The organism is Cognatiluteimonas profundi (genome assembly GCF_009792795.1).
GTDB lineage: Bacteria > Pseudomonadota > Gammaproteobacteria > Xanthomonadales > Xanthomonadaceae > Cognatiluteimonas > Cognatiluteimonas profundi.
Genome location: NZ_VKHQ01000003.1, coordinates 777,344 through 801,529, shown reverse-complemented (window position 1 = coordinate 801,529; position 24,186 = coordinate 777,344). Strand labels below are relative to the sequence as shown.

The 24,186-nt window shown below is 66.9% G+C and carries 28 protein-coding genes and 1 tRNA gene; 15 read left to right on the top strand and 14 right to left on the bottom strand.

All coding sequences use genetic code 11. The annotated features are described in order from the left end of the window. Nucleotides 1–40: 40 nt before the first annotated feature. Nucleotides 41–568: a hypothetical protein gene (locus GST15_RS05745; RefSeq protein WP_159016256.1), complete on the bottom strand. Its 528-nt coding sequence runs from the start codon at nucleotides 566–568 to the stop codon at nucleotides 41–43. Nucleotides 569–765: 197 nt separating this feature from the next. On the opposite strand from GST15_RS05745, the gene GST15_RS05740 reads away from it, so the two are divergent. From GST15_RS05740 to GST15_RS05725, 4 genes are all read left to right on the top strand, one after another. Next, nucleotides 766–1,422, top strand: coding sequence for a BON domain-containing protein (locus tag GST15_RS05740; protein WP_159016255.1), 657 nt, complete (start codon nucleotides 766–768; stop codon nucleotides 1,420–1,422). 86 nt (nucleotides 1,423–1,508) lie between these two features. Further along, nucleotides 1,509–4,052, top strand: a complete 2,544-nt coding sequence (locus GST15_RS05735; protein ID WP_159016254.1) for a cation-translocating P-type ATPase — start codon at nucleotides 1,509–1,511, stop codon at nucleotides 4,050–4,052. A gap of 86 nt (nucleotides 4,053–4,138) precedes the next feature. After that, on the top strand, nucleotides 4,139–4,429 hold the full coding sequence (locus tag GST15_RS05730) for a BON domain-containing protein (RefSeq protein WP_159016253.1): 291 nt from the start codon (nucleotides 4,139–4,141) through the stop codon (nucleotides 4,427–4,429). 17 nt (nucleotides 4,430–4,446) lie between these two features. Next, nucleotides 4,447–5,220, top strand: a complete 774-nt coding sequence (locus tag GST15_RS05725; RefSeq protein ID WP_159016252.1) for an SDR family NAD(P)-dependent oxidoreductase — start codon at nucleotides 4,447–4,449, stop codon at nucleotides 5,218–5,220. Between the two features lie 70 nt (nucleotides 5,221–5,290). Here the strand turns inward: GST15_RS05725 and GST15_RS05720 are convergent, their stop codons facing one another. The 4 genes from GST15_RS05720 to GST15_RS05705 all read right to left on the bottom strand — a co-directional run bounded on the left by GST15_RS05720 (nucleotide 5,291) and on the right by GST15_RS05705 (nucleotide 7,290). Then, nucleotides 5,291–6,133 (bottom strand): universal stress protein, encoded by an 843-nt coding sequence (locus tag GST15_RS05720; protein ID WP_159016251.1) that lies wholly within the window; start codon nucleotides 6,131–6,133, stop codon nucleotides 5,291–5,293. Between the two features lie 189 nt (nucleotides 6,134–6,322). Next, entirely contained in the window at nucleotides 6,323–6,568 is a 246-nt protein-coding gene (locus GST15_RS05715; protein ID WP_159016250.1) for a hypothetical protein, read from the bottom strand. A gap of 131 nt (nucleotides 6,569–6,699) precedes the next feature. Continuing rightward, nucleotides 6,700–6,891: a hypothetical protein gene (locus tag GST15_RS05710; protein ID WP_159016249.1), complete on the bottom strand. Its 192-nt coding sequence runs from the start codon at nucleotides 6,889–6,891 to the stop codon at nucleotides 6,700–6,702. A gap of 186 nt (nucleotides 6,892–7,077) precedes the next feature. After that, nucleotides 7,078–7,290 carry a hypothetical protein gene (locus GST15_RS05705; protein WP_159016248.1) on the bottom strand — a complete coding sequence of 71 codons (213 nt, stop codon included), beginning with the start codon at nucleotides 7,288–7,290 and terminating at the stop codon, nucleotides 7,078–7,080. Nucleotides 7,291–7,634: 344 nt separating this feature from the next. On the opposite strand from GST15_RS05705, the gene GST15_RS05700 reads away from it, so the two are divergent. After that, a complete protein-coding gene (locus tag GST15_RS05700) occupies nucleotides 7,635–8,642 on the top strand; it encodes an ArsJ-associated glyceraldehyde-3-phosphate dehydrogenase (protein WP_159016247.1) in 1,008 nt (335 codons plus the stop codon). Between the two features lie 3 nt (nucleotides 8,643–8,645). Beyond that, nucleotides 8,646–9,869, top strand: coding sequence for an organoarsenical effux MFS transporter ArsJ (gene arsJ, locus GST15_RS05695; protein WP_159016246.1), 1,224 nt, complete (start codon nucleotides 8,646–8,648; stop codon nucleotides 9,867–9,869). A 27-nt stretch (nucleotides 9,870–9,896) separates the two neighbouring features. Here arsJ and GST15_RS05690 read toward each other — a convergent pair whose 3' ends face one another. The 5 genes from GST15_RS05690 to GST15_RS05670 all read right to left on the bottom strand — a co-directional run bounded on the left by GST15_RS05690 (nucleotide 9,897) and on the right by GST15_RS05670 (nucleotide 13,890). Further along, entirely contained in the window at nucleotides 9,897–10,766 is an 870-nt protein-coding gene (locus GST15_RS05690; protein WP_159016245.1) for a LysR family transcriptional regulator, read from the bottom strand. Between the two features lie 82 nt (nucleotides 10,767–10,848). Then, the gene (locus GST15_RS05685; protein WP_159016244.1) at nucleotides 10,849–11,907 is read right to left on the bottom strand and encodes a YeiH family protein; all 1,059 of its coding nucleotides are present in this window, start codon (nucleotides 11,905–11,907) and stop codon (nucleotides 10,849–10,851) included. A 195-nt stretch (nucleotides 11,908–12,102) separates the two neighbouring features. Beyond that, entirely contained in the window at nucleotides 12,103–12,633 is a 531-nt protein-coding gene (locus GST15_RS05680) for a TlpA disulfide reductase family protein (RefSeq protein ID WP_233263059.1), read from the bottom strand. 2 nt (nucleotides 12,634–12,635) lie between these two features. Then, the gene (locus GST15_RS05675) at nucleotides 12,636–13,697 is read right to left on the bottom strand and encodes a transporter (RefSeq protein ID WP_159016243.1); all 1,062 of its coding nucleotides are present in this window, start codon (nucleotides 13,695–13,697) and stop codon (nucleotides 12,636–12,638) included. Between the two features lie 117 nt (nucleotides 13,698–13,814). Continuing rightward, nucleotides 13,815–13,890 (bottom strand) — tRNA-Phe (locus tag GST15_RS05670). A gap of 205 nt (nucleotides 13,891–14,095) precedes the next feature. Here GST15_RS05670 and GST15_RS05665 point away from each other — a divergent pair. Then, nucleotides 14,096–14,527 (top strand): DUF6491 family protein, encoded by a 432-nt coding sequence (locus tag GST15_RS05665; RefSeq protein ID WP_159016242.1) that lies wholly within the window; start codon nucleotides 14,096–14,098, stop codon nucleotides 14,525–14,527. Here GST15_RS05665 and GST15_RS05660 read toward each other — a convergent pair. The 4 genes from GST15_RS05660 to ftsY are packed head-to-tail and all read right to left on the bottom strand — an operon-like array spanning nucleotide 14,521 to nucleotide 18,361. Further along, nucleotides 14,521–14,793, bottom strand: coding sequence for an oxidative damage protection protein (locus tag GST15_RS05660; protein WP_159016241.1), 273 nt, complete (start codon nucleotides 14,791–14,793; stop codon nucleotides 14,521–14,523). The two genes, GST15_RS05665 and GST15_RS05660, sit on opposite strands and share 7 nt — an antisense overlap. Nucleotides 14,794–14,795: 2 nt before the next feature. Further along, nucleotides 14,796–15,842, bottom strand: a complete 1,047-nt coding sequence (mutY, locus tag GST15_RS05655; protein WP_159016240.1) for an A/G-specific adenine glycosylase — start codon at nucleotides 15,840–15,842, stop codon at nucleotides 14,796–14,798. Then, the gene (locus GST15_RS05650) at nucleotides 15,839–17,134 is read right to left on the bottom strand and encodes an AsmA family protein (RefSeq protein ID WP_159016239.1); all 1,296 of its coding nucleotides are present in this window, start codon (nucleotides 17,132–17,134) and stop codon (nucleotides 15,839–15,841) included. The genes mutY and GST15_RS05650 overlap by 4 nt, the downstream gene beginning before the upstream one ends. Before the next feature lie 24 nt (nucleotides 17,135–17,158). Then, on the bottom strand, nucleotides 17,159–18,361 hold the full coding sequence (gene ftsY / locus GST15_RS05645; protein WP_159016472.1) for a signal recognition particle-docking protein FtsY: 1,203 nt from the start codon (nucleotides 18,359–18,361) through the stop codon (nucleotides 17,159–17,161). Between the two features lie 57 nt (nucleotides 18,362–18,418). Here ftsY and rsmD point away from each other — a divergent pair, with 57 nt between their 5' ends. From rsmD to GST15_RS05605, 8 genes are all read left to right on the top strand, one after another. Next, nucleotides 18,419–19,045, top strand: coding sequence for a 16S rRNA (guanine(966)-N(2))-methyltransferase RsmD (rsmD, locus tag GST15_RS05640; RefSeq protein WP_159016238.1), 627 nt, complete (start codon nucleotides 18,419–18,421; stop codon nucleotides 19,043–19,045). Further along, the gene (gene coaD / locus GST15_RS05635) at nucleotides 19,042–19,545 is read left to right on the top strand and encodes a pantetheine-phosphate adenylyltransferase (RefSeq protein ID WP_159016237.1); all 504 of its coding nucleotides are present in this window, start codon (nucleotides 19,042–19,044) and stop codon (nucleotides 19,543–19,545) included. The genes rsmD and coaD overlap by 4 nt, the downstream gene beginning before the upstream one ends. A 41-nt stretch (nucleotides 19,546–19,586) precedes the next feature. Continuing rightward, nucleotides 19,587–20,075, top strand: coding sequence for a hypothetical protein (locus tag GST15_RS05630; RefSeq protein WP_159016236.1), 489 nt, complete (start codon nucleotides 19,587–19,589; stop codon nucleotides 20,073–20,075). Nucleotides 20,076–20,120: 45 nt separating this feature from the next. Next, nucleotides 20,121–20,375 carry a YfhL family 4Fe-4S dicluster ferredoxin gene (locus GST15_RS05625; protein WP_159016235.1) on the top strand — a complete coding sequence of 85 codons (255 nt, stop codon included), beginning with the start codon at nucleotides 20,121–20,123 and terminating at the stop codon, nucleotides 20,373–20,375. After that, nucleotides 20,372–22,093 (top strand): gamma-glutamyltransferase, encoded by a 1,722-nt coding sequence (ggt, locus tag GST15_RS05620; protein WP_425482195.1) that lies wholly within the window; start codon nucleotides 20,372–20,374, stop codon nucleotides 22,091–22,093. The genes GST15_RS05625 and ggt overlap by 4 nt, the downstream gene beginning before the upstream one ends. A gap of 65 nt (nucleotides 22,094–22,158) precedes the next feature. Beyond that, the gene (locus GST15_RS05615) at nucleotides 22,159–23,049 is read left to right on the top strand and encodes an MBL fold metallo-hydrolase (RefSeq protein ID WP_159016233.1); all 891 of its coding nucleotides are present in this window, start codon (nucleotides 22,159–22,161) and stop codon (nucleotides 23,047–23,049) included. Further along, nucleotides 23,046–23,750, top strand: a complete 705-nt coding sequence (locus GST15_RS05610) for a TMEM43 family protein (protein WP_159016232.1) — start codon at nucleotides 23,046–23,048, stop codon at nucleotides 23,748–23,750. Before GST15_RS05615 ends, GST15_RS05610 begins: the two co-directional genes overlap by 4 nt. Before the next feature lie 4 nt (nucleotides 23,751–23,754). Next, on the top strand, nucleotides 23,755–24,141 hold the full coding sequence (locus GST15_RS05605; protein WP_159016231.1) for an MAPEG family protein: 387 nt from the start codon (nucleotides 23,755–23,757) through the stop codon (nucleotides 24,139–24,141). Nucleotides 24,142–24,186: the final 45 nt, after the last annotated feature.

The window sequence follows — 24,186 nt, the reverse complement described above, 5'->3', positions numbered from 1 at the left end:
GATCCGCGGCAATCCGCGGCCCGTGCGCCATCGGCCAGTGTCATCCTCCCTTCTTGTCTGCTGGCTTCTCCGGCGTCGGAGCAGGCTTTTCCGCGGGGGCCTGGCGGAATTCGGCGCGCGCCTTGCGCAGGGCCGATGCAAGCTCGTCGTAGCTCTTCCCGAATCCGGTCTTGACTTCGGTCCACGCGCCAGCGGATCCGTGCTTCATGCCGCCGACCCATTCGGCCAGCGTGTTGCGTCGTGCTTGGAGGTCCGCCATTTCCTTCCGCGACCGCTCCCTGGTCGCAGTGCTCATGCGTGACCAGCCTTCGCTCGTCTGCGTCTGCAGGCGCTCCATCTGGGTGTCCAGCTCATCCGTGGCGCGCCGGGCGGCGGCGACGGCTTCCGAGCGCCGCTCGACCGAATAGTCGCGGACCGCATCGACGGGGCTCTTCTCCTCTTTGGCAGCCGTTGTGTCCTGCGCCTGCGCCTCGGGCTGGGCTGCCTTCTTGTCGGCGTCCTGGGCCCACGCCATCGGGACCGAAGCGATCATCAGTGCGATCGCGCAATGGGTGGCCAGCGTTTTCATTGATTTCTCCGTGTGTACGCAGGTCGGATGCAGTTCCGGTCACGGCTCGACTGGACTGCGGCCACTGTGCTGATGCCGCCAGAAGAGGGGTTGATCCAGATCAACGAAGCGGTTGCGAACGCTTTCCTGATCCAGATCAACAGGCCGATGCAGTGCCATGGATCAATGATGTCTCCGAGTGACCATGGGCAAGCGACATGGACAACCACAACCGCGAACTACGGCAACGCGTCGTCGACCAGCTTGAATTCGAACCCAGCATCGATGCGTCCCACATCACCGTCGTGGCCGAGGACGGCGTGGTCACGCTTGCCGGCCACGTGCCCAGCGTCCTGCAGAAAGCGACTGCCGAACGCGCGGCATGGCGGGTGAAGGGCGTCAAGGCGATCGCGCAGGACATCGAGGTCCGGTGTCCGGAAGACAAGAAGATCAATGACGACGAGATCGCGGGTCGCGCGCTGGCGATTTTGGACTGGAGCAGTGCGATTCCGACCGAAGCCGTGCGGGTCAAGGTGCAGGACGGCTGGGTGACGCTGAACGGTCAAGTACCATGGAATTACCAGCGAACGCTGGCCGAGTACGAAGTGCGCAAGTTGAGCGGGGTCAGGGGCATCATCAACCAGGTCGTGCTGGCGCCGACGGCGCAACCCGCCGATGTGAAGCAGCGCATCCTCGGCGCACTGGAGCGGCACGCGGAAATCGAAGCGGGCGACATCGAGATCCGGGTCGGTGACGACGGCTCGGTGGAGATCCGCGGCCACGTCGACAACTGGGAAGAACGCGAGGCAGTGGAACAGGCGGTGTGGTCCGCGCCGGGCGTGAGGACCGTCGTGGACCAGGTGGAGATCGTCTGAGTCGGGCGCATGGCCGCCGATGCACGGCCAGGATTGCCCTGCGTATGATGGCTGTCGACAGGTAACGACCGATCCCGACTGCATCCATGTCGTCATTCCCGCAGGCGCCTGACGCGAGCGTGGGTACGCCCACGCCGGAGGCGTTGCCGGGACTCAGCAGCGATGAAGCAGCCGCGCGGCTGCAGCGCGATGGTGCCAACGCGCTCCCCGAGCCCGAACGAAAGCACCCGTGGGCGACGGTCGCCAGTGTCCTGCGCGAGCCGATGCTGCTGTTGCTGCTGGCCGCGACCGCCGTGTACATGCTGCTCGGGGATCCGCAGGAGGCGGCGCTGCTGGGCGCGTCGGTATTGGTGGTGATCGGCTTGACCGTGTACCAGGAGCGCAAGTCCGAGCGTGCGTTGCAGGCCCTGCGCGAAATGGCCACGCCGCGGGCGCGGGTCATCCGCGATGGCGAGCCGCGCATGGTGCCGTCGCTGGATGTCGTCGTCGGCGACGTGCTCCTCGTGGCCGAAGGCGAGCGCATCGCCGCCGACGCGCGCGTGCTCGACGAAACCGATCTGTATGCCGACGAGTCGCTGCTGACCGGCGAATCGGTGCCGGTGCGGCGCGGTGTCGCGCAGGCCGCAGACGAGGATGCATTGCTGCACGCGAGCACACTGGTGGTGCGCGGGCATGGACGGGCGGTCGTGGTGGCGACGGGATCGCGCACGGCAGTCGGGCGCATCGGCGTGGCGCTGCGATCCATCCATGTCGAGCCCACTGCGATGCAACGCGAAATGCGTCGCATCGTGGTCGTGTTCGCGGCTTTGGCACTGGCGGCGTGCGTGATGATGTCGGTGCTGTACCTGATGACGCGCGGCGGCTGGTTGCCGGCATTGCTGGCCGGCCTGACGCTTGCGATGGCGACGATCCCGGAGGAATTCCCGGTGGTGCTGGCGGTCTTCCTGGCACTGGGAGCCTGGCGCATGGCACAGCAACAGGCCCTCGTGCGAAGGACCCCGGCAATCGAAGCGCTCGGTGCGACGACGGTCCTGTGCACCGACAAGACCGGCACGCTTACCGAGAACAGGATGGCCGTCGCCGAACTGCGCAGCGATGGCGAATGCGGCGATGCGGGGTCCACGAATGCCGCGCTACGCCGATTGCTCGACATCGCGGCGCTGGCGAGCCGACTGCATTCGCATGACCCCATGGAGCGCGCGCTGCACGAGGCCGCCGGATTCACCGGCGATGGACCCGGTGCGCCGCGGCACCTGCGGGAATATCCACTGTCGCCGGGATGTCCGGCGGTTACGCATGTCTGGCTGCAGGCCGATGGCGTGCGCATCGCGGCGTGCAAGGGCGCGCCGGAAACCGTCGCGGACCTGTGTCGCCTGCAGCCGGACGAGCGCGGGCATGTGCTCGGCGAAGTCGACGCCATGGCGCGACGCGGCCTGCGCGTGCTGGCGGCGGCATCGGCGGACGCGACGACGATCCCGCCCGGGATGGGCGATTTCGCATTCCGCTGGTGCGGCCTGGTGGGGTTCGCCGACCCCTTGCGTGCAGGCGTGCCCGAGGCGGTCGCGGAGGCGCGCGCCGCCGGGGTGCGCGTGATCATGCTGACGGGCGACCACCTGGAAACCGCGCGCGCCATCGCGCGGCAGGCCGGGCTGGACGGCGAGGGCGACGTGATCCTGGGCCGGGACATCGAGGCCATGGACGACGACACCCTTGCGCACCGCGTGGCGAACAGCAACGTCTTCGCGCGCGTCCATCCCGAGCACAAGCTACGACTGGTCAACGCGCTCAAGCGCGACGGCCACGTCGTGGCGATGACGGGGGATGGGGTCAATGACGCACCAGCACTGATGGCGTCCCACGTCGGCATCGCGATGGGCGGCCGCGGTACCGACGTTGCGCGGGAGGCGGCATCGATCGTGCTGCTGGACGACAACTTCGTCACCGTGGTGCACGCCATCCGGCAGGGCCGGAACATCTACGCCAACATCCGCCGCGCCGTGCACTACATCCTCGCGGTGCACGTTCCGATTGCCGGGCTGGCGTTGTTGCCGCTGCTGGCGGGCGGCCCGCTGGTGTTGTTGCCGCTGCACGTGGTCTTCCTGGAGCTGATCATCGATCCGGCCTGCTCCATCGTGTTCGAGCAGGAGACGGCAACGGACGACATCATGCGTCGCCCGCCGCGCCCCTCCGGCGAACGCCTGCTGGGCATGGCGAGCCTGCTGGTCAGCCTCGGCCACGGCGCGGTGATGTTCCTGGTGGTGGCCGCCGTGTACGCCATCGGCACCTGGCAGGCGCTCCCGGCGCCGCAAGTGGGGTCGCTCGCGTTCACCGCGCTGGTCGCCGGCAACCTCGGTCTCATCACACTGTACCGGTCGGGTGCGTCGATGCTGACGACCTTGCGACACAGGAATGTGGCGTTCTGGGCGGTCACGGCCATGGCATCGGTGTTTCTCGTGCTGGTGACGCGCATGGCGGGTCCGGCGCGCTGGTTCGGGTTCGCTCCCGCGCCGCTCGGGTGGTGGCTGCTCGCCGTCGCGTTGCCGCTGCTCGTCGTCGTCCTGCTCAAGCGCCTTGGGCGCGGGGTTGGTGGTCGCCATCATCGCCAAGGCGTTGCCCACGCATCGGCCTGAGGCGCGTGCAGCGGCCGTTGACCTGCGTCAATATCGGCCCCACCCACGGGTCGTCTACTACTGCTCTGCCACCTGCCAGGATCGCCATGTACGACCCGCAACTGATTCGCAGGATCATCGCCGAGCTCGAATCCGAGCCGACCGTCGACGTGTCGCGCATCGACCTGAACATCGTCGATGGCATGGTCACGCTCACTGGCAGCGTGACGAGTTTCCGGCAGAAGAACACCGTGGGATCGACGGTCCGCAACGTGAGCGGCGTGGGGAGCGTGGTCAACCTGATCGAGGTCGAGCCCGGAGTGGCGACACTTCCCGATGGCGCGTCCGCCGGCAGCGTGCACGAACACGATGTCAAGCCAGGGCTGGTCGTGCCATGACACCGAAGAGAAGCCCCGTGCAACGCGTCAAGGGCAAGGTCTGCATCGTCACCGGCGCCGCGCTGGGGATTGGACGGGCGTGCGTGCATCGCCTCGCCGAGGCCGGCGCCAACCTGGCGCTGTTCGATGTCCTGGACAAGGACGGCCGCGACCTGGTGGAGGAGTTGCACGCCAATGGACGCCAGGCGCACTACTGGCACGTCAACGTGTCGCGCGAGGCGGAGGTCAAGGCGGCGATCGACGGCGTCGCCGATCGTTATGGTGCGATCGACGTCCTCGTCAACAACGCCGGTATCGCCGGGGCCAACAAGCCCACGCACGAAATCACCGAGCAGGAATGGGATGCGGTCCAGGCCGTCAACGTCAAGGGCGTGTTCTTCTGCACCAAGCACTCGATCGCGCACATGCGGCGCGCGGGCGGGGGCAGCATCATCAACCTGTCGTCGATCTATGGCCTTGTCGGGGCACCGGACGTGCCGCCATACCATGCCTCCAAGGGTGCGGTCCGGTTGATGAGCAAGACCGATGCGATGTGTTACGCGGCCGACCGGATCCGCGTCAATTCCATCCACCCGGGTTTCATCTGGACACCGATGGTCGAGCATCACCTGCGCGAGAGCGGCGCCACGGATCTTGCCGAGGCCAGGAAGGCGGTCGACCAGCTGCATCCGCTGGGCCACATTGGCGAGCCCGACGACATCGCATGGGGCGTGGTGTACCTGGCGTCCGACGAATCGAAGTTCGTCACCGGCTCGGAGCTGGTCATCGACGGTGGTTACACCGCCCACTGAGTCGTGCTGCAGGGAACATCATCCGCCCAGCGGCGGGACCATGGTCCCAGCCGCGCCCCCGGGCCGGAACTCAGTGCGAGAAGAACAACGGCAGCGCGGAGTCCATGACCAGTTCGCGGGTCACGCCACCCAGCGCCCACTCCCGGAAGCGCGAATGGCCATAGCCACCGGCGACCAGCAGTTGCGCATCCATGTCGCCGGCATGTCGAAGCAGCGCGCGGCTGATGTCGTCACGATCGGACTTGAGCACGACGACATTGACCTTGACGCCATGCCGCGTCAGGTGGGTCGCGATGTCGGCTCCCGGTTGCTCGCCGTGGCCGCGATCGCCACCGATCGGATTGACGACCACGACGTCGACGTTCTCGGCCCGGCACAGGAACGGCATCGCGTCATGGACTGCCCTGGCGGCTTCGCGCGTCGGCTTCCACGCAACCACGATGCGGCGGGGGAGCATCGGCACCTTGCACCCCTGCGGCACCACCATGACCGGCCTGCCGGATTCGATCAGCAGGCTCCCCAGGTACGAGCGGGTGGTATTGCCTTCGCTGCCTTCGCCAGCCGCGCCGGCAACGATCGAGAGGTCCGCGTAATGGGCGCAATGCGCCGCCATGTGGAATGGCTCCTCGTAGAGCGACTCGACCAGCCTGACTTCCGATGAGATGGCTTCTTTCTCCAGCCGCGCCCGCAACTGCACCACGTTGCGCTCGCCTTGCTCCCTCAGTGTCTTGTACAGGTCGACGAGCCCCACCTCGGGCATCAGCCCCCAGGGGCCTGCCGACAACATCGGCAGGTTGACCATCTCCATGACCGCCAGGTGCGCTTCGAGCCTGGATGCCAGGTCGATGGCCATTGCCAGGGCATCGGCATCGGCCGGAGTGCCCGTCCGCGGGACGACGATATCCTTGAACATGCCTGCGCTCTCCCTTGTCCGGCCCGGGCCGGGTGCAGCCATTAACCGTCCAGTCGGCGCATTGATCATTGATCCTGATCAAGGTTGGCCGGGCGGCGCCGGTCGAAGGGAAGCGAAGGCCAGCGAAGGCCAGCCAGCGATGCCATCACGATGCGGCCGACGGCACCTGGCGACCGCAATTCCAGCCGACTATCGGAACCGGTGGAAGATCGGGTTGTCGTCAACGGTGCCATCGACGCCAAGGACGGCATATTTCCGCGAGTCCGGGTCGAAGAGAACCGCTTCCTTGTGGCTCGCGCTGCCGCGAATGAACTTCAATTCCCAGCCGAACCGTTCCAGTGTGTAGAGCGTCAGCAGTTGCTCCTCGTTGAGCCCCCGCTTCAGGACGCCTGATGATTCATTGATCGGTAGTCGCCGATCCGCCGTATCCGCCATGACAGCCCCTGTTCCATCGAACCCAGGGACAATCCCCTGGGCGCGGCGAGGTTCGCAGGGACAGTGTGAAGCGGCCGTCGGGGCGGTTCAGCAGGGAGCCGGGTCTGGCCGCGCACCTGCAGACGCCGTGATCAACCGCTCCATTCCAGCGGTCCTATGCGCTCCTGTACGTCAACGTGCCAACCGTCACCGTAGGTCACCATTGCCTTGATCGAACTTCCGGCCGGGCCGGTGAAGGTCTCGAGCCGGCGCGACAGCAGTGGGCCGGGTTCGCCCAATTCACCCACGAGGCGTTCTTCGGTGAAGACTCCGACGGCATTCATGGCGATGGCATCCGGAGCCTTCGGCACAAGCCTGACCTGATAGCGGACCGTGCAGTGCGGCATGGAAGCCTCGCCAGCTGGAGTCAAGGCGGGGGATGTTGCCAGCGGGCGGATGATGGCGCCGCGATGTCGAAGCGCGATCGGCGCGCCTGCGCCGAGCGACGGCCCGGAGGGTATCGGCGCGGGTCAGCCGCAGAACCCCATCATGACGCCATCCCCGCAGAGCATGCGGACCTTGACCGCCGTGGGCTTTCCACTGGCCCGGTACTCGGCCCGTGCCAGGTTGCAGGCCACCAGGATGGCGAGCGGCATGTCGGCAATGGTGACCGGCGCGCGCTCCGGAACCTCGATCCTCCAGCCGTACTGCGCTGGTGCCATCGATACGATCTTGCGTTCCACTGCAGTACTCCAATGTTCGAGGTTGTCGCGCCTGGGTGCCACGTATCCAGGTGCCACATTCCCATGGGCATGATGCAGGGCGATGACAGGAGTGCATCGCGATGCAGCTGGCCTCAGGTTGCGCCACCCGTTCGCTGATGGCAGTCGGCCGACACGTCGCCTGCGTGTAGGGGTTTTCCCACGGCGGGGCCGGGGGGCTTGCGCGCATTGCGCGAGTCATTCGATCTGGCTGTCCAGCGATTGGCGTTCGCTAGACTGCGCGCGTGCATCGAGCCGCTGTTGCCGGCCGGGGCCAGCTGGTTCAGCTGTGTCGACGTTTTCTTTCACATTGCGTAGGGATCCAAATGACCATTCGCGTTGGCATCAATGGCTTCGGCCGCATGGGACGCCTCAGCTTGCGTGCGGCCTGGGGTGATCCCGCGATCACGTTCGTCCGGATCAACGACCCGGCAGGCGATGCGGCCACGCTCGCGCACCTGCTGAACTTCGATTCGGTGCACGGGCGCTGGGAGTACGCGGCCACCGCCGATGGCGATGCGCTGGTGATCGACGGCGCGCGCATTCCGCTCACCCGCAACAGGGAGCTGGCGGCGACGGATTGGTCGGGCTGCGACGTCGTGGTCGAATCGTCTGGAAAGTTCCGCAAGCCCGACGTGCTGCAACCCTACCTGGACCAGGGCGTGAAGCGCGTGGTCGTGACCGCGCCGGTGAAGTCCGCCGGTGCGCTGGACGTCGTCATGGGCGTGAACCATCAGCGCTTCGATCCGGCACGGCACCGCATCGTGTCAGCCGCGTCATGCACGACCAACTGCCTGGCCCCGGTGGTCAAGGTCATCCACGAGAACATCGGCATCCGCCACGGCAGCCTCACCACGATCCACAGCCTCACCAATACCCAGGTGATCGTCGACGCACCACACAAGGACCTGCGGCGTGCGCGGTCCTGCGGATCCAGCCTGATCCCGACGTCCACCGGTTCGGCAACCGCGATCGCCGAGATATTCCCCGAGCTCAAGGGGCGCCTGGATGGGCACGCCGTGCGCGTGCCGCTGACCAACGCCTCGCTCACCGACTGCGTGTTCGAGGTCGAACGGGCGACCACGGTGGAAGAGGTGAACGGCCTGCTTCGCGCCGCGGCCGAAGGCGGGCTCAAGGACATCCTCGGATATGAAACGCGACCGCTGGTGTCGATCGACTTTCTCCACGATCCGCGCTCGAGCATCGTCGATGCGCTGTCGACGCTGGTCGTCAACGGAACCCAGGTCAAGATCTATGCCTGGTACGACAACGAATGGGGCTACGTGAACCGCACGGCCGAACTCGTCCGGCTCGTCGGCAACGCGGACCGCTGACCCGTGCTTGCCCGCCTGTCGCCGGACGTCCGCCAGTACCTGCTGATCACCGGCAACTACTGGGCTTTCACCCTGACCGACGGCGCGTTGCGCATGCTCGTCGTGCTGCATTTCTACAAGCTCGGCTACGGCCCGTTGCAGGTGGCCATGCTGTTCCTGTTCTACGAGATCTTCGGTGTGATCACCAATCTGGTCGGCGGCTGGCTCGGCGCACGCATCGGTTTGAATCGCACCATGAACATCGGCCTGGCATTGCAGGTCGTTGCCCTGTCGATGCTGCTGGTGCCGTCCGCGTGGCTGGTGGTGCCCTGGGTGATGGCGGCACAGGCGATGTCGGGCATCGCCAAGGACCTCAACAAGATGAGCGCCAAGAGCAGCATCAAGCTCCTGGTGCCGGGCGACCAGCAGGGCGCGCTCTACCGTTGGGTCGCGGCGCTGACCGGATCCAAGAATGCACTCAAGGGGGTTGGATTCTTCCTCGGAGGAGCGTTGCTGACGACCGTGGGATTCGCGCCCGCGGTGGCGATCATGGCGGCTGGACTGCTGCTGGTCTGGATGGCGAGCTTGTTCCTGCTCAAGCGCGACCTCGGCAGGGCGAAGGACAAGTCGAAGTTCCGCGACATCGTTTCCAAGAGCCGCGCGATCAACCTGTTGTCCGCCGCGCGGATGTTCCTGTTCGGTGCCCGCGATGTCTGGTTCGTGGTCGCCCTGCCGGTGTTCCTTTCCGCATCGCTGGGCTGGGATTTCTGGCAGGTCGGCGGCTTCCTCGCCGCGTGGGTGATCGGCTACGGCATCGTGCAATCGCTGGCGCCATACGTGACCGGTCGGCGCACCGGCAGGCTGCCCGATGGCCGCGCGGCATTCACATGGGCAGCGGCCCTGGCTTTGGTCCCCGCGCTGATGGCGATGCTGCTCGTGCAGGGCCAATCGGCCCAGCTGGTGCTGGTGATTGGCCTGTCCGTGTTCGGCGTGCTGTTCGCGATCAACTCCTCGTTGCACAGCTACCTGATCGTGAGCTATGCCAGCGAGGACGGCGTGTCGCTGGACGTCGGCTTCTATTACATGGCCAACGCAATGGGCCGGCTCTTGGGCACGGTGCTGTCGGGCTGGATATTCCAGCGGTACGGAATCGCGGCGTGCCTTGCGGTGTCCGCCGTGCTGGTGACGCTCGCGGCCATCGTCTCCGTCGCGCTGCCACGGCATGGTCGGCAAACGGTTCGCGGATGAGCTGGCGTCGCGCCACGGCGTCGCGGACTATTCGGCAACGAGCAATTCCAGCAGCGCCTGCTGCGCCCGGTTGGGCGTCCGCTCGCGATGGAACAGGATGGTGAAGCGCCGCGGCGGAAGCCCCAGGTCGATCATTGGAAGACCGCGGCGACGCGCAGCGAGCTCCGACACCGCGGTGATGCCGGCGCCCGCCTCGACTGCCGCCAGCACCGATTCATTGGAAGGCAGTTCGATGGCGATGCGCAGCGACCGCGGGTCGACGCCTTGCGCCTGCAGCGCATCCTCGATGACGCGGCGCGTGCCGGAGCCACGTTCGCGCATCACCCACACGGCATCGCGCAACTCCTCCGCGCCGATGCGCTTGCGCCTTGCCCATGCGTGTCCGGTCGGCATCACCAGCATGAGCCGATCGCCCGGCACCTCGATGGTCGTGAACACGTCGTCATCGATCGTGCCTTCGACGACGGCGAGATCCGCCGCGCCGTCGAGGACCGCGCGCCCGGCCTGTTCGGTGTTGCATGACCGGACCTGCACGCGCATGTCCGGGTACAGCGCGTGGTAGGCGACCAGGCGCGCTGGCAGCCAGTCGTTGACCACGGTCTGGCTGGCCGCGACATGCAGCTCGCCGCGCAGATGGCCGGCGAGTTCGCCGAGCGCGAGCTCGGCGGCTGCCGCACGCTGCAGTACCGCGCGTGCCTCCGGCAGGAAGCGTTCGCCTTCGCGCGTGAGCTCGATGCCGCGGCCGACACGGTAGAACAGCTTCGTGTCGTAGCGCGATTCCAGCGTGGCGATCGACGCGCTGGCCGCGGACTGCGTCATGTGCAGCTTCTCTGCCGCGCGGGTGACGTGCAGCGCCTCGGCGACGGCAACGAACACACGCAGGTGATCGAGGGTCATCACGGGTCCAGCGCATCCGGCAGCGGTGACGCGTCGTAGTGTAGCGAGCGCCGTCACGCGCCGCGTGGCGCGGCCGCCGCCGTCAGGCGAAGAGTTTGATCGCCGACAGGCTGAAGCCGGCGATGAACAGCCATGCCAGCGCGCCAAGGGCGAACGGGCGCAGGCCCTTCGCCCTGAGCTTGCGGATGTCGGTCTCCAGGCCCATCGCCGCCAGCGCCATTGTCAGCAGGATCGTCGTCAGCAGTGCCATCCAGTGCAGGACCGGCGCCGGTATGGTGACCAGGCTGTTGATCGCGGCCAGCGCCACGAAGCCGATCACGAACCAGGGCACCGGCACCGTGTTCCGGGCTGCGTCGCCGCCGCCGGTGCCACTGCGCGCCGCGCGCCAGCCCAGAGTCAGCACGACCGGCGCCAGCAGCATCACCCGGCTGAGCTTGGCGATCGTGCCGAACTCACCGGCCTGCTGTCCGCGCTGGAACGCCGCGGCGACCACCTGCGCGATCTCGTGGATCGACGCGCCAGACCACAGCCCGAACGCGTGCGCATCGAGCTGCAGCACGCCGGCCAGCAGCGGAAGCACGAACATCGCCAGCGAGCCGAATACCGTCACGCAGGCGACGGCGTACGCGACGTCCTCGTCGCTGCCGCGTGTCACCGTGTTGGTCGCGATCACCGCCGATGCGCCGCAGATCGACGTGCCGGCGGCGATGAGTTCGGCCAGTTTGCGTTCCACTCCGAGCCGCGCGCCAAGCCAACGGGTGAACAGGAACGTCGCCACCAGCGTGGTGGCGATGATTGCCATGCCGCGACCGCCGACGGCGACCAGCTGTGCGAACGTGAGCTGCAGGCCAAGCAGCACGATCGCGATGCGCAGCAGCCGCCGCATCGAGAACTGCACGCCGGGCTTGGCGCGCAGCGGCGTCGACATCGTGTTGTGGAACACGGTCCCGATCACGATCGCAAGGATCATCGGGCTCAGCAGGCCGATTCCCGGTATCTGCCGAAGCGCGTACGCCAGCGCCGTGATCGCGGCGACCAGCAGCAGGCCCGGCAGCTTGGCGCCCAGGCTGTTGCCTGCCGCCGGCGCAAGGGCGGCCACGTCGTGGTCGGTGTCGGGCAATGACGCGATGCGGGAGCTCATGGCGGGCAATCCGTCCGGGGAGGCTGCCATGCTCGGCCGCCGCCCCCCGAGTCGTCCAACGCATTACGCCGTTGCATACGATCGGAAATCTTCATCAATGCGCGCGGGACGAAGTCGGTATCGACTGACCCGTTCGTCTGCTACGACGCCGTCAGGCCGCGTGAACCCACGGGGAGCGCAAGGCGAGCGCGCTCATTATTTGGTCTGGGGCGCCCGGAGCAGGGGCGTCACCACTGCCTCCAGGCGATCTTCCGTCCAGGCAGGCGTGCGATCTTTCCATCCGTTGTCGGCCAGGCGACCGGCGCGGTCGATGGTGAAGTTCACCGGCAAATGCCAGATGCGTCCGTACCCGGGCACATGCGGGTCACCCAGCAGTCCCACCGGGAAGCTCAGGTTGCGCGATACGGCGCGCACCTGGTCCAGGTCATCGGGGTCGTCGAGGCTGAAGCCCAGGACGACCAGGCCGTCGCCCGAATGATCGGCCGCATAACGCGAGAGCAGCGGCAATTCCTCTCGGCACGGCCCGCACCACGTTGCCCAGAAGGTGACGATGACGACCTTGCCGCGCAATGCGCGCGTATCGATATCCCGGCCATCCAGCGTGTGCAGCGTGATTGGTGGGGCTGGCTCACCGACGACCAGGCCTTTCGAATACACCGGGAATGCCGCGGCGAGCGCGAGCAGCAAGGTCATGCCGATGGAACGCGTCCGGGTGCGACACATCATCGTCAGAAGCCGACGCTCATGCCGACGGTGGCGGTCCAGCGTGGAAACAATTGGTATCCCGACAAATGGCTGTAAACCGGGATCTGCGCGAAGCCGTAGACCTGCACATTCCTTCCGATGCCGGCGCTGATTCCGGGGGCGAGGTAAGCGACCGTGCCCGCTGTATTCAACCGATCGGCCAGTGCGCCCTGGTCGGCACTCCTGCGCAGCAGGTTCAGCTGCAGCTGCGGCACCCATTTGGCATGCGCTTCGTAACGCAGGCCGAGATTGAGCGTTGCCTCGTTGCCCGGACGGAAGTCGGCGTCGCCCGCGTCCAGTCGATGCGCAATGGCGGTCTGGAATTGTCCGTCCACGACCAGATCGAAGTCCTGGCTGACCGGCTGGAAGTAGTAGCCGCCAACGATCAGGTCGGTGCTGCCAGTCCCCGCTTGCAGGCTGGCATCGAGCGCGTCCCCCACCATTGGACCCCGATCGAACGTCACCGGATGCCCCGCGCGTTCACCGGTTACCTCGTTCTGCCCGCCGTAACGCCCGGTCGGCAATTTGACGCCGACCTGCATGCCGAGATTATGCGTCGGCAGGAAACCCTGGTAGCTGGCGATGATCCTGGCATCGCCCAAGCCGGACACATTGGCTTGGCTGACCTGGTCCGGCGCGATGGCGGCAGGCGTGAAAGGCGCTTCCTGTTCGCCGTAGGTCGTATGGTCGCGTTGAACGTAGGGCAGCAGCAGGCCCACGGCCCAGTCGGCATTCGGGCGGTAACTCACTGACAGGTTGTCATACCGGTTTCGCGTGTCGCGCTCGATTTCCGCGCCGTCCGCCGCGGGGTCGACAGGATGGTCGAGGACGTCATTCGACGAGGCCGCATGGCTCCCGTGCCGCAACTGCTCCTGGTCGAGATACACCGATTCCACGGTGATTCGCCAACCCGGCTGCGACGAGTAGCCAGTCGCCGCATCGGTACTCAGCGTGCATCCGCAGGTCGCACAGGCGAGCGCCGTAGAGGGCAGGACTCCCAGCAATGCCAGGCAGGACCACGCCAACGGAGCCAGGGCAGAACGCATGTGTCGGGACACGGCTGACGAAGAGGGTCGCATTGTATGAGCCACGCGTGATCGCAGGGTCACATCATGTGCAATCGCCGCGCATCGAGGCGCGGATTGTGCGGATCTTGAATTCAATGGTGGCCGGGGACGGAATCGAACCGCCGACACGGGGATTTTCAATCCCCTGCTCTACCAACTGAGCTACCCGGCCGGGTGCAGCGTGGCCGCTGACATGGCCGGTGCTGTTGAGTGACGCCTGGCGTTTGCCCTGCGTGAGGGCGCGATGATACGGAGGCGCCCGCTTACGGGCAAGTCGGCTGCCCTCGTGGCTGTCGCGGATTGGCGGAAAATCCCGTTTTCACGGACGCACCGCCAGGCGGGGTGGACGATGTTCCGGTGCAGCGCAGGAGCTTCCAATGAAATTCTTCGTCGGTTGGATCGTCGCGGCGGTGGTGTGCGCGGGATGCTCGAGCCTGAAGCCACGACCGGTCGACCAGCGCCTCGCGCTTTACCGCGCGCACGCCGGTGCGCCGGTTCCGAGCTTCCGGTCGCTTGGGCGATTCGACAGCTGGGAGGCCTTGGGCGATGACGCCCTGGCGGTCTGGACGCGTCCGAACCAGGCGTGGCTGCTGGAACTGTACGGGCCCTGCGACGGGCTGGAATACAGCGTGGCGATCGGGGTGACCGATCACGTCGGCCAGGTGGAGGCGGGGTATGACGAGGTGCGGGTGAGCAATCCGTCACCCATCCACATGCCGTGCCGGATCCGCAGCATTCGTCCGCTGGACGTGACCGGGATACGGCAGGCGGAGAAGGCCGCGAAGTCGGCGAATCTTCCGGCTCACTGATCCGCGGGACGGTAACCCTGCGGTTTGTCCGCGCCGCCGCCGAACAGGAACTTCAGCATCTCTTCGCCAAGGAAGGCGCGATGCCCCGGGTTCAGTGGCGACAGTCGGTTCTCGTTGATCAGCATGGTCTGGTGTGCCAGCCACGCCGCCCAGGCCGGCTTGCCGATGTTGTCGAAGACCCGCTTGCCGGCTTCGCCGGGCCATGGCGAAAAATCCAGGCCCTCGGTCTCGCGTTGTTCGTACTGGCAGAAAACAGTCCGTGCCATGGTCATTGCGCCTCGAGCAGGGTGCGGATCGGCGCTGGAATGCCCAGCGAAACAAGCTGGTGCCGATCGACCCAGCGCAGGTCCGTATTGTCTTCCACTCGCGTCCTGGCCGCTATCCGACTCCAGCGCAGGGGTTGCAGCGTGACGCGGTAGTGGGTGAATGCATGGGCGATGGCGACGAGTGCTTCGCTGGCGTCGTAATCGCCATGCAGGTGCGCCTTGAACCAGTCGCGCGCGGCATCGTCGTCCTCGGCCTGCGGGAGCGACCAGAGCCCCGGCCAGATACCGGTTGGTGGTCGTCGCTGCATCAGGATGCGCGCGTGTTCATCCATCGCCAGCAGGACGAATGCGCTGCGCTCCGGCAACGGTTTGCCTGGCTTGCGGGCAGGTAGCAAGGCAGTACGCCCGGTCTGCTGCGCGACGCAATCCGTGTTCAGTGGACACCGCCCGCACGCGGGATCGTGGCGCCTGCACAGCGTCGCGCCCAGATCCATCTGTGCCTGCACGTAATCGGCCAGGCGTGCGTGCGGCAGGTGCCGATCGGCATGCAGCCACAGCGCCTTTTGCGTCGCAGGTGCGCCGGGCCAGGCCTCGATGCCGTGGTAGCGGGCCAGCACGCGCTTGACGTTGCCATCCAGGATTGGAAAACGGTCACCCCACGCCTGCGCCAGGATCGCTCCCGCGGTGCTGCGGCCGATGCCGGGCAATGCGACCAGTGCATCGAGGTCGCGCGGCAGGTCGCCATCGTGCTGCGCGACGCACAGTTTTGCGGCCGCCTGGAGATTGCGCGCGCGGGCGTAGTAGCCCAGCCCCGACCATAGTGCGAGGACATCGTCGGGATCGGCAGCCGCCAATGCCCGCACGTCGGGCAGCGCCGCCACGAATCGCTCGAAGTAGGGCACGACGACCTGGACCTGGGTCTGCTGCAGCATCACCTCCGACAACCAGACGCGATAGGGGCTGCGCGGATGCTGCCATGGCAGATCCTTGCGACCGTGTCCGTCGAACCAGGCAAGCAGCCGCGTCGCGAACGTCTGGTCGCCGCTCATGGCGTCGACTTCACGGCAGCGGCGTCGCTATCGCTGATCGAGATGTCCACGCCCTGCAGCTGCGCCCCCGCGATATCCAGGCGCGGCATGGACACGCGACCGGTCAGCGGCGGAATCGGCGATGTGCCCGGACCCGCTGCCAACCACTTGCTGACTTCAAACGCACGGAAGCTGCCGTCGAACAATGCAGCGTCCCTGCGCAACTGCAATGCGAGCGGATCGGAAAGATCCAGGCTGCCGAGATACTGCAATCCGAACGCGAGTGGCGACCGCGACGCGCCGATCGGCGGCGGCAATGCAGGCCAGCCGTCCGGCCATGTGGGCAGGGTGCCGGCAAGCTTCAATCCGAGTGTTTCCGACAAGGACGCATTGCCGTTTGCGATAAGGTCGGGAATGACGCCGCTTCCGTGCACGACCAGCGCCAGCGGCGCCAGCATGGTGCGCGCATCGCGGTATTGCAGCGTGCCGGCGATGCCCGCTGCAAACGGCGCAGACGTCCCGCCTGATTGATAGCGCGACGCCGCCGCAAGCCTGGCTCGTTCCAGCCGCCAGCCATTGGCGACATGCAGCATTCCCGACAGCACCACGCGCGACGGCATCCGCCAGCTATCGCGTTCGATGGCGACCTGTCCGGCGAGTCCGAGTGCGGCGTCGCTGGTGGGCCGCGACAGCACGACGCGCAGGTCGAACGGCAGCTGCGTGCCGCCGCTGCGGTAGCGGCCGGCCACGTGTCCGGTAAAGCGTTGATCCGGCGCCAGCAGCGGGGCATCCAATGCGAATGCGTCGAGCGACCACCCGCGTGTGGTGATGCGGCCATCGGTGACCTTCAATCCCTTCCTGAGCACGGGATACCGGGTTTTTCCCGGCGGGCGATGCGCAAGCCAGCGCTGCAACGCATCGAGGTCGAGCGATGGATGGTCGAGCTCGATGCGATCCATCGTGATCGTCGTGCCGGCGGTTCCGGCGGTCAGCGCGCGGATCGTCGACCAGGGCAAGGACACGAAGATCCGGTCCGCGCGCAACAGCGGCGCGGTGGCGCCGGGCTCGACGGCGATGACATCGCGGATGACCAGCGTCGGCGTGCCGCGGACCGAGTACTGCGTCGTTCCGGAGGAAGTGATCGTCAATCCGAGCGCGCGCCCGAGCTGATCGAGCACCAGGCGCGACACATGTTGCTGTTGCAGCACGTAGCGCAGGCCAACGCCCGCCGCCAGCGCCAGGATCAACAACGCGAGCGCAATCCAGGCGAGCTTGCGCGGGCGTTGACTGGCAGGCGTGCTGCCGCTGTTCACCGGTGGGCGCCCCTGTTGCGCCGGCTAGCTGCCGAGCGATTCCGGCAACAATGCATCGACGAACGCCTCTGCGTCGAATTCGCGGAGATCCTCGGGCCGCTCGCCGATGCCGGCGAAGCGGATCGGGATGCCGAACTCGCGAGCCAGCGCGAAGACGACGCCGCCCTTGGCGGTGCCGTCGAGCTTGGTGACGACCAGGCCGGTCACGCCGACAGCCGCGTTGAACTGGCGCAGTTGCGATAGCGCGTTCTGGCCGGTCGTGCCATCGATGACCATGAGGACTTCGTGTGGGGCGGCGGGGTCGAGCTTCTGCAGCACCCGCTTGATCTTCCCCAGCTCATCCATCAACCCCTGCTGCGTGTGCAGGCGGCCGGCAGTGTCGGCGATGAGGATGTCGGTGCCGCGGGCCTTGGCCGCCTGCAGCGCATCGAATGCAACAGACGCCGCATCGCCGCCCTTGCCGCCGGTGTTATGGCCCTGGGCGATGACCGGCACGCCGTTGCGCTCGCCCCATGCCTGCAACTGCGCCACGGCGGCGGCCCGGAAGGTGTCGCCCGCGGCGAGCATGAGGCTGTAATCCTGCCCGCGGAAACGATGTGCGAGCTTGCCGATGGTGGTGGTCTTGCCGACGCCGTTGACGCCGACGGTGAGCAGCACGAAGGGTTTCGCGCGCGGATCGATGCGCAGGGGCAGGGCAACCGGCACCAGCAGTGCAACCAACTCCCCACGCAGCGCCTGCAGCAGTTGCCGTGCATCGGCGAACTCGCGCGCCTTCATGCGCTTGCGCATGGACTCGACCAGCGACGTCGTTGCGGCGACGCCGACATCGGCCGTCAGCAGTGCCGTCTCGATTTCATCCAGCAGGTCTTCGTCGAGTTTGGGATTGCGTGAAAACAGGCCGCCGAAGCTGCGGGCGAAACCCGTGCCGCGCAGCCTGTCGCGCCAGCCCTTCTTGCCGGGAGCCGCAGCCGGGACGGTCGCGACAGCATCGGTTCGCGCAGGTTCGCTGGTGGCGGCGACCGGGATCGGGCCGGCCTCGGCAACGGCAACAGGTGCCGGTGCAGGACTCGAAACCGTTTCGGGAGTGGCAGGTGCCGGCTCGGGACGTGCAGCCTGCGGCTCGGGAAAGGCGGCCGCGAGTTCCTCGATGCTGTATCGCGGATGGGCATGCGCATCGGCCGATGCCGCGTCGGCACCAGGCTTCTTGCGGCGGAAAAAACTCACCATCGTCACTTCATCGCGCAGAATGGCGCGCATGGTAGCACCGCGCTTCGTGGACACCCGATGAGCCAGCGGCGCGACGTCGCTCCAGGCGGTCATGTCCGCATCATCGGCGGACGCTGGCGCGGCACGCGGCTGCCGGTGGCCGATGCCCCCGGATTGCGCCCGACGGCCGACCGCGTGCGCGAGACCCTGTTCAACTGGCTGCAGCCCCGGCTTGCGGGTGCGCGCGTGCTCGATCTGTTTGCCGGCAGTGGCGCGCTGGGCCTGGAGGCGCTGTCCCGCGGGGGCCGCGAGGCAGTGCTGGTGGAGTCCGATCCGCAGGTTGCGACGGCGCTGCGCCAGGTCGTCGAGCGTCTCGGCGCACAAGGGCAGGCGGAAGTGGTGCGGGCCGACGCCGTGGCGTGGTTGCGGGCGCCGCTGCACGGCCGCTTCGACGTGGTGTTTGTCGACCCGCCCTTCGACAAGGAGCTGTGGCCCGCCGTATTGGCCTCGCTGTCGCCGTGGCTGGCGCCGGAGGCCCTGGTGTACCTGGAAGCCCCGGCCGGCGCAGCGCCAATGCCCGCAGGTTGGATCGTGCATCGCGAAGGCAGCACCCGCGAGGTGCGCTATGCGCTCTACCGGCGGGTTCCAGGCGCCGCTGCTACACTTGCGCCGGATCCCGAGACCGACGGCCCGACGACTGCATGAGTGTGGCGAGCACCCGTATCGCGGTCTATCCAGGCACGTTCGACCCCATCACCAATGGGCATGTCGACCTGGTCGACCGGGCGGCGCCCTTGTTCGAGCGCCTGATCGTCGGCGTCGCCGAAAGCCCCGGCAAGGGACCGGCACTGCCGCTGGCCGTGCGCGTCGAGTTGGCGCGGGATGCACTGTCCCGGCATGCCAACGTCGAGGTGCGAGGGTTCAACGGGCTGTTGGCGTATTTCGTGCGCGACCTGGGCGCCGGCGTGCTGCTGCGCGGCTTGCGCGCCGTGTCGGACTTCGAATACGAATTCCAGCTCGCCAGCATGAATCGCCACCTGATCCCGGACGTCGAAACGCTCTTCCTGACGCCGGCCGAGCAGTACGGCTTCATCTCATCTTCGCTGGTGCGCGAAATCTCCCGCCTTGGCGGCGATGTTTCGGCTTTCGTGCCGCCGGCGGTGGCCAGGGCGCTGCAGGCCGAATGGCAGCGTATCGTTGTATGAATCGACCGTTGCATCCACTAGCGAAATCCCGGGGAAAAGTGATGAAGACATTGACTCGCATGCTGATGATCCTGTGCCTGGCGCTGCCCTTCGCGGGCTGCAAGAAGCAGGAGGCGCCGGTTGCGGCGGTGAAGGCACCGGTTCCGGCGCCCGTGAACGAGAACCGCCAGGCATGGCTCGACTACCTCAGCGATGTCGTCACCCGCAACATGGGCGGCATCCAGAACCAGCCTTATGTCTACATGCTGCCGGGCGAAAGCACCGCCGACTTCAAGGACCAGTACGACCGCCTGCTGGAGAAGGCCAAGGGCGACGTCAGCCGCGGCATCATCTCCGGCAACATGCTCGCCTATGGCTCGCCGGCGTCGGCAAAGATGGCCGACCTGGTCATCGAGTCGTTCAAGGAAGTCCCGGCGGGATCGATGAAGGGCGTCAAGGTTCTTTTCATCGGCAAGCCGGCCGATGGCGACCGCGTCAAGACCGCGCTGGCCCCGACTGGTGTCGACTACGTCTTCGTCGAAGCCAAGTAACACCGTGAACGGCGGGCGCCCGCACCTGGCGCCCGCGGAGTCCTGATGTCGCTGCGTATCACCGAGTTGTGCGTCAACTGCGATGTCTGCGAACCGGTCTGCCCGAACAAGGCGATCACGCAGGGCGAGTCGATCTATGTGATCGACCCGTCCCGTTGCACCGAGTGCGTGGGCCATTACGACGAGCCGCAATGCGTGGTCGTCTGTCCGGTGGAATGCATCGACCCCGACCCGGAACATCCGGAACACGAATCCGAACTGCTGGCCAAACTGCTGCGCCTGCAACAGGAGACAGTGTGAAACCAGTCCGCACCTGGGCAGTGGCAATCCTGCTGCCGCTGTTGTTGTCGCTCCTGGCTCCCGCGCTTGCGGGCGTGCCATCGTCGCCACCGGTCATCGCCGCCCACCCACCGGGAGCTGCAATCGCCAGTGGCCACGCGCTTGCCACCGAGGCCGGTTTGCAGATCCTGCGCGCGGGCGGCAATGCCTTCGACGCAGCGGTCACGGTCTCGGCAACCCTGTCGGTGGTCGAGCCGATCAGTTCGGGACTGGGCGGCGGCGGTTTCTTCCTGCTGCATGACGCCAGGACCGGCAAGGATGTGTTCCTGGATGCGCGGGAAACCTCGCCCGAAGCAGCCACGCCCGCCCGGTTCCTGGATGCCGCGGGCGCACTGGACAGGAATCGATCCGAGAACGGGCCCTGGTCCGCCGGAATCCCGGGGCTGCCGGCCGCCCTGGTCGAGTTGGCGCACAAGTACGGCAAGCTTCCGCTTGCGACCACGCTAGCGCCCGCGATCCGCATCGCGCGCGACGGCTTTCCCGTGTATGCGCGCATGGAAAGCGGCTACGGGGAGCGTCGCGCCGTGATGGAACGCTACCCCGGCACGCGCGCCGTCTTCCTCGCCGATGGTCATCCGCCGAAGGTCGGCGAGACATTCCGCCAGCCGGACCTGGCGCGGACGCTGCAGGCGATTGCCGACAAGGGATTCGATGGCTTCTATCGCGGGCCGGTCGCCGACCGGCTGCTGGCCGGGGTGCGCGCCGAAGGCGGCAAGTGGACGGCTGCTGAACTGGCTGGCTATCGGATCCGGGAGCGCGAACCGCTGCGCTTCCTCTACCACCAGTGGACGATCACCACGGCGCCGCCGCCGTCCTCCGGTGGCGTTGCCCTGGCCGAGATCCTGCAGATGGCGTCGGGTTGGGACCTGCGTGCGCTGGATCCCGCGCATCGGGTCCACATCCTGGTCGAGGCGATGCGCCGTGCGTATCGCGACCGCACGATCCATCTCGGCGATCCGGATTTCGTGCGGGTTCCCGTTGCCCGGCTGGCAAGCGCCGATTACGCCGCCGGCCTGCGCGCGTCGATCAATCCCGACAAGGCGACGCCAAGTTCGCTGCTGCCTGGCCAGCCAGCGCCGCTCGAGGACAATGAAACGACGCACTTTTCGATCATCGATCGCGACGGCAATCGCGTCTCGGCGACACAGACCATCAACCTGTTGTATGGCTCGGGATTGGTCGCGCCCGGCACCGGCGTGCTGCTCAACGACGAGATGGACGATTTCGCACTCAAGCCCGGCACTCCGAACGCGTTTGGCGTGATGGGCTTCGCCGCCAATGCGCCCAAGCCAGGCAAGCGCATGCTCAGTTCGATGGCGCCGACGTTCATGGAGTCGCCGGACAAGGTCGCCATCCTCGGCTCGCCCGGCGGCAGCCGCATCATCACCGAGGTGCTGCTGGGCATCCTTGGTTATGACGACGGCCTGACCGCGCAGCAGGTGACGCAGGTGCCGCGCTTCCACCACCAATGGTTGCCCGACGTCATCTCGGCGGAGAACGGCGCGCTGGATCCGGCAACGGTCAAGGCCCTGCAGGCGATGGGTCACACGGTCAATGCCGGCGAAGCGCCATGGGGCAACATGCAGACCGTGGAATGGGACAAGCGCGGCAACACCTTGTCCGGAGGCAGCGATCCGCGTAATCCGGTCGGCAAGGCAGCGGTGCTGCCACAGCCCTGACGCCGGCAAGGGCCGGTTTCCATGCGATGACAGTGCGCCACGGCCCGCGGCGTTAGAATCGCCAAATGAAGCTCTGGTCGATCCTGGGTAACTCGCAGAAGCTCGATGGCGGCGCGATGTTCGGCAACGCGCCGCGCGCGGTGTGGTCGAAATGGGCACCACCCGATGAGCAGAATCGCATCGACCTCGCCTGCCGCGCACTGCTGGCGCATCCGCTCAATGGCAAGACCGTGTTGTTCGAGACGGGCATCGGCGCGTTTTTCGAGCCGCGGATGCGCGAGCGCTATGGCGTGGTGGAAGACCACCATGTGTTGCTGGATTCGCTGAAGGCGGCAGGGTTCTCGCACGAGGACATCGACGTGGTGGTGCTGTCGCACCTGCACTTCGACCATGCGGGCGGCCTGCTCGCGCCCTGGCGCGAGGGAAGCGCGCCCGAGCTGCTGTTTCCCAACGCAACCTTCATCGTCAGCGCGGCGTGCTGGGATCGCGCGCTGCATCCGCATCCGCGCGACCGCGCCAGCTTCATCCCGGAATTGCCGGCTTTGCTTCAGGCAAGCGGACGCCTGGAAATCGTCGACGGTTGTCATTCGACATCACTGGGCCACAGCGTGCGGTTCCACTTCAGCGACGGCCATACGCCGGGCCTGATGTTGTCGGAAATCGTCGGGCCCGAACACATCGACGGGGAAGACCACGGTGGCGTGCTGTTCTGCGCCGACCTCATTCCCGGGCGGCCGTGGGTCCATGTGCCGATCACGATGGGCTACGACCGCAATCCGGAACTGCTGATCGACGAAAAGCGCGAACTGCTGGAGGACCTGCTGGCGCGCAACGTCCACCTGTTTTTCACCCACGATCCCGGGTGCGCGCTGGCGCAGGTCACCCGCGACGACAAGGGCCGGTTCGCGACCACGCATGAGGTTGCCGAACTGCATTCGCGGGCGCTGGCTGCATGAGTCGAGCCGCATGGCTGGCTGGCTTGCTGCTGGCAACCACCGCCACTTTCCCGGCAGCGGCGCAGCAGGCACCGATGGGTGCGCCGCAGCCGGACAAGACACTGCGCGATCCGGAATTCGGCGTGGTCGCGCGCCACCTGGGTCTCGAACGCCAGGTCGACATGCTGCAATGGCAGGCCGTCGGTGCCGGATATACGCAGGTCTGGAGCCCGGTGGCGATCGATTCGTCCCGATTTCCGCCAGGCCACCAGAATCCCGGTGCGCTGCCGCTGCAGGGGCGTCGCTGGCTGGCGCGGACGGTTACGGTCGATGGCAAGCCGCTGGATCCCGACGTCCTGCGGACGCTGGGCGAATGGCGTGATTTCCGCCCGTCGTTTTCCGCGCTTCCGGGAAACCTCTCCGCGACATTCCAGCCCGAAGGCATGGGCCTGGGCAGCGCCGAGAATCCGCTGCAGCCTGCCATCGGGGATCTGCGCATCCACTGGCGTGACCTGAACCTTCCGCCGCTGGACGGGCTGGTCGAGTTGCGCGACGGCCGCTGGCAACTGCTTCCCACTGCACGGGTCGATCGCCCGCAGGCTCTCGACCCGAGTGGTGTGCCGCCGACGGTTCGAGGATCGGCGCGGGGCTGGTGGCTCGGCGGCATCGCCGTCATGCTGGCCATCCTGGTGGTGGGTATCCGCCGCCGACGTCGACGCTGAGCCCATGCCGCGGATCACGCTGCTGTTCGCATCCCTGCACCTGTTGTTGCTGCTGGTACTGGTCGCACGCATCTCCCGCCATCGACATGCACATTCCATCGGCCTGGGTGCGGGTGGCGACGCGCTGCTCGCGCGCAAGATCCGGGTCCACGGAAACTTCGTCGAGAATGCGCCGGTCGCGTTGCTGGTGTTGGCGCTGCTGGAGCTGTCGGGAATGCCGCCGCCGTGGTTGTGGGGATTCGGCAGTGCATTGCTGCTCGGGCGCGTCATGCATGCCATCGGCTTGTCGAGCACGGCAGGCCGCAGCCCCGGGCGCCTGTGGGGGACAGTACTGACCTGGCTGGCCATGCTGGCGATGGCGCTGTCCGGGTTGTGGCTCGCCTTGCGCTGAGCCGCCCAGGTTCCGAAAAAAAAGCCCGGATCACCGGGCTTTTTT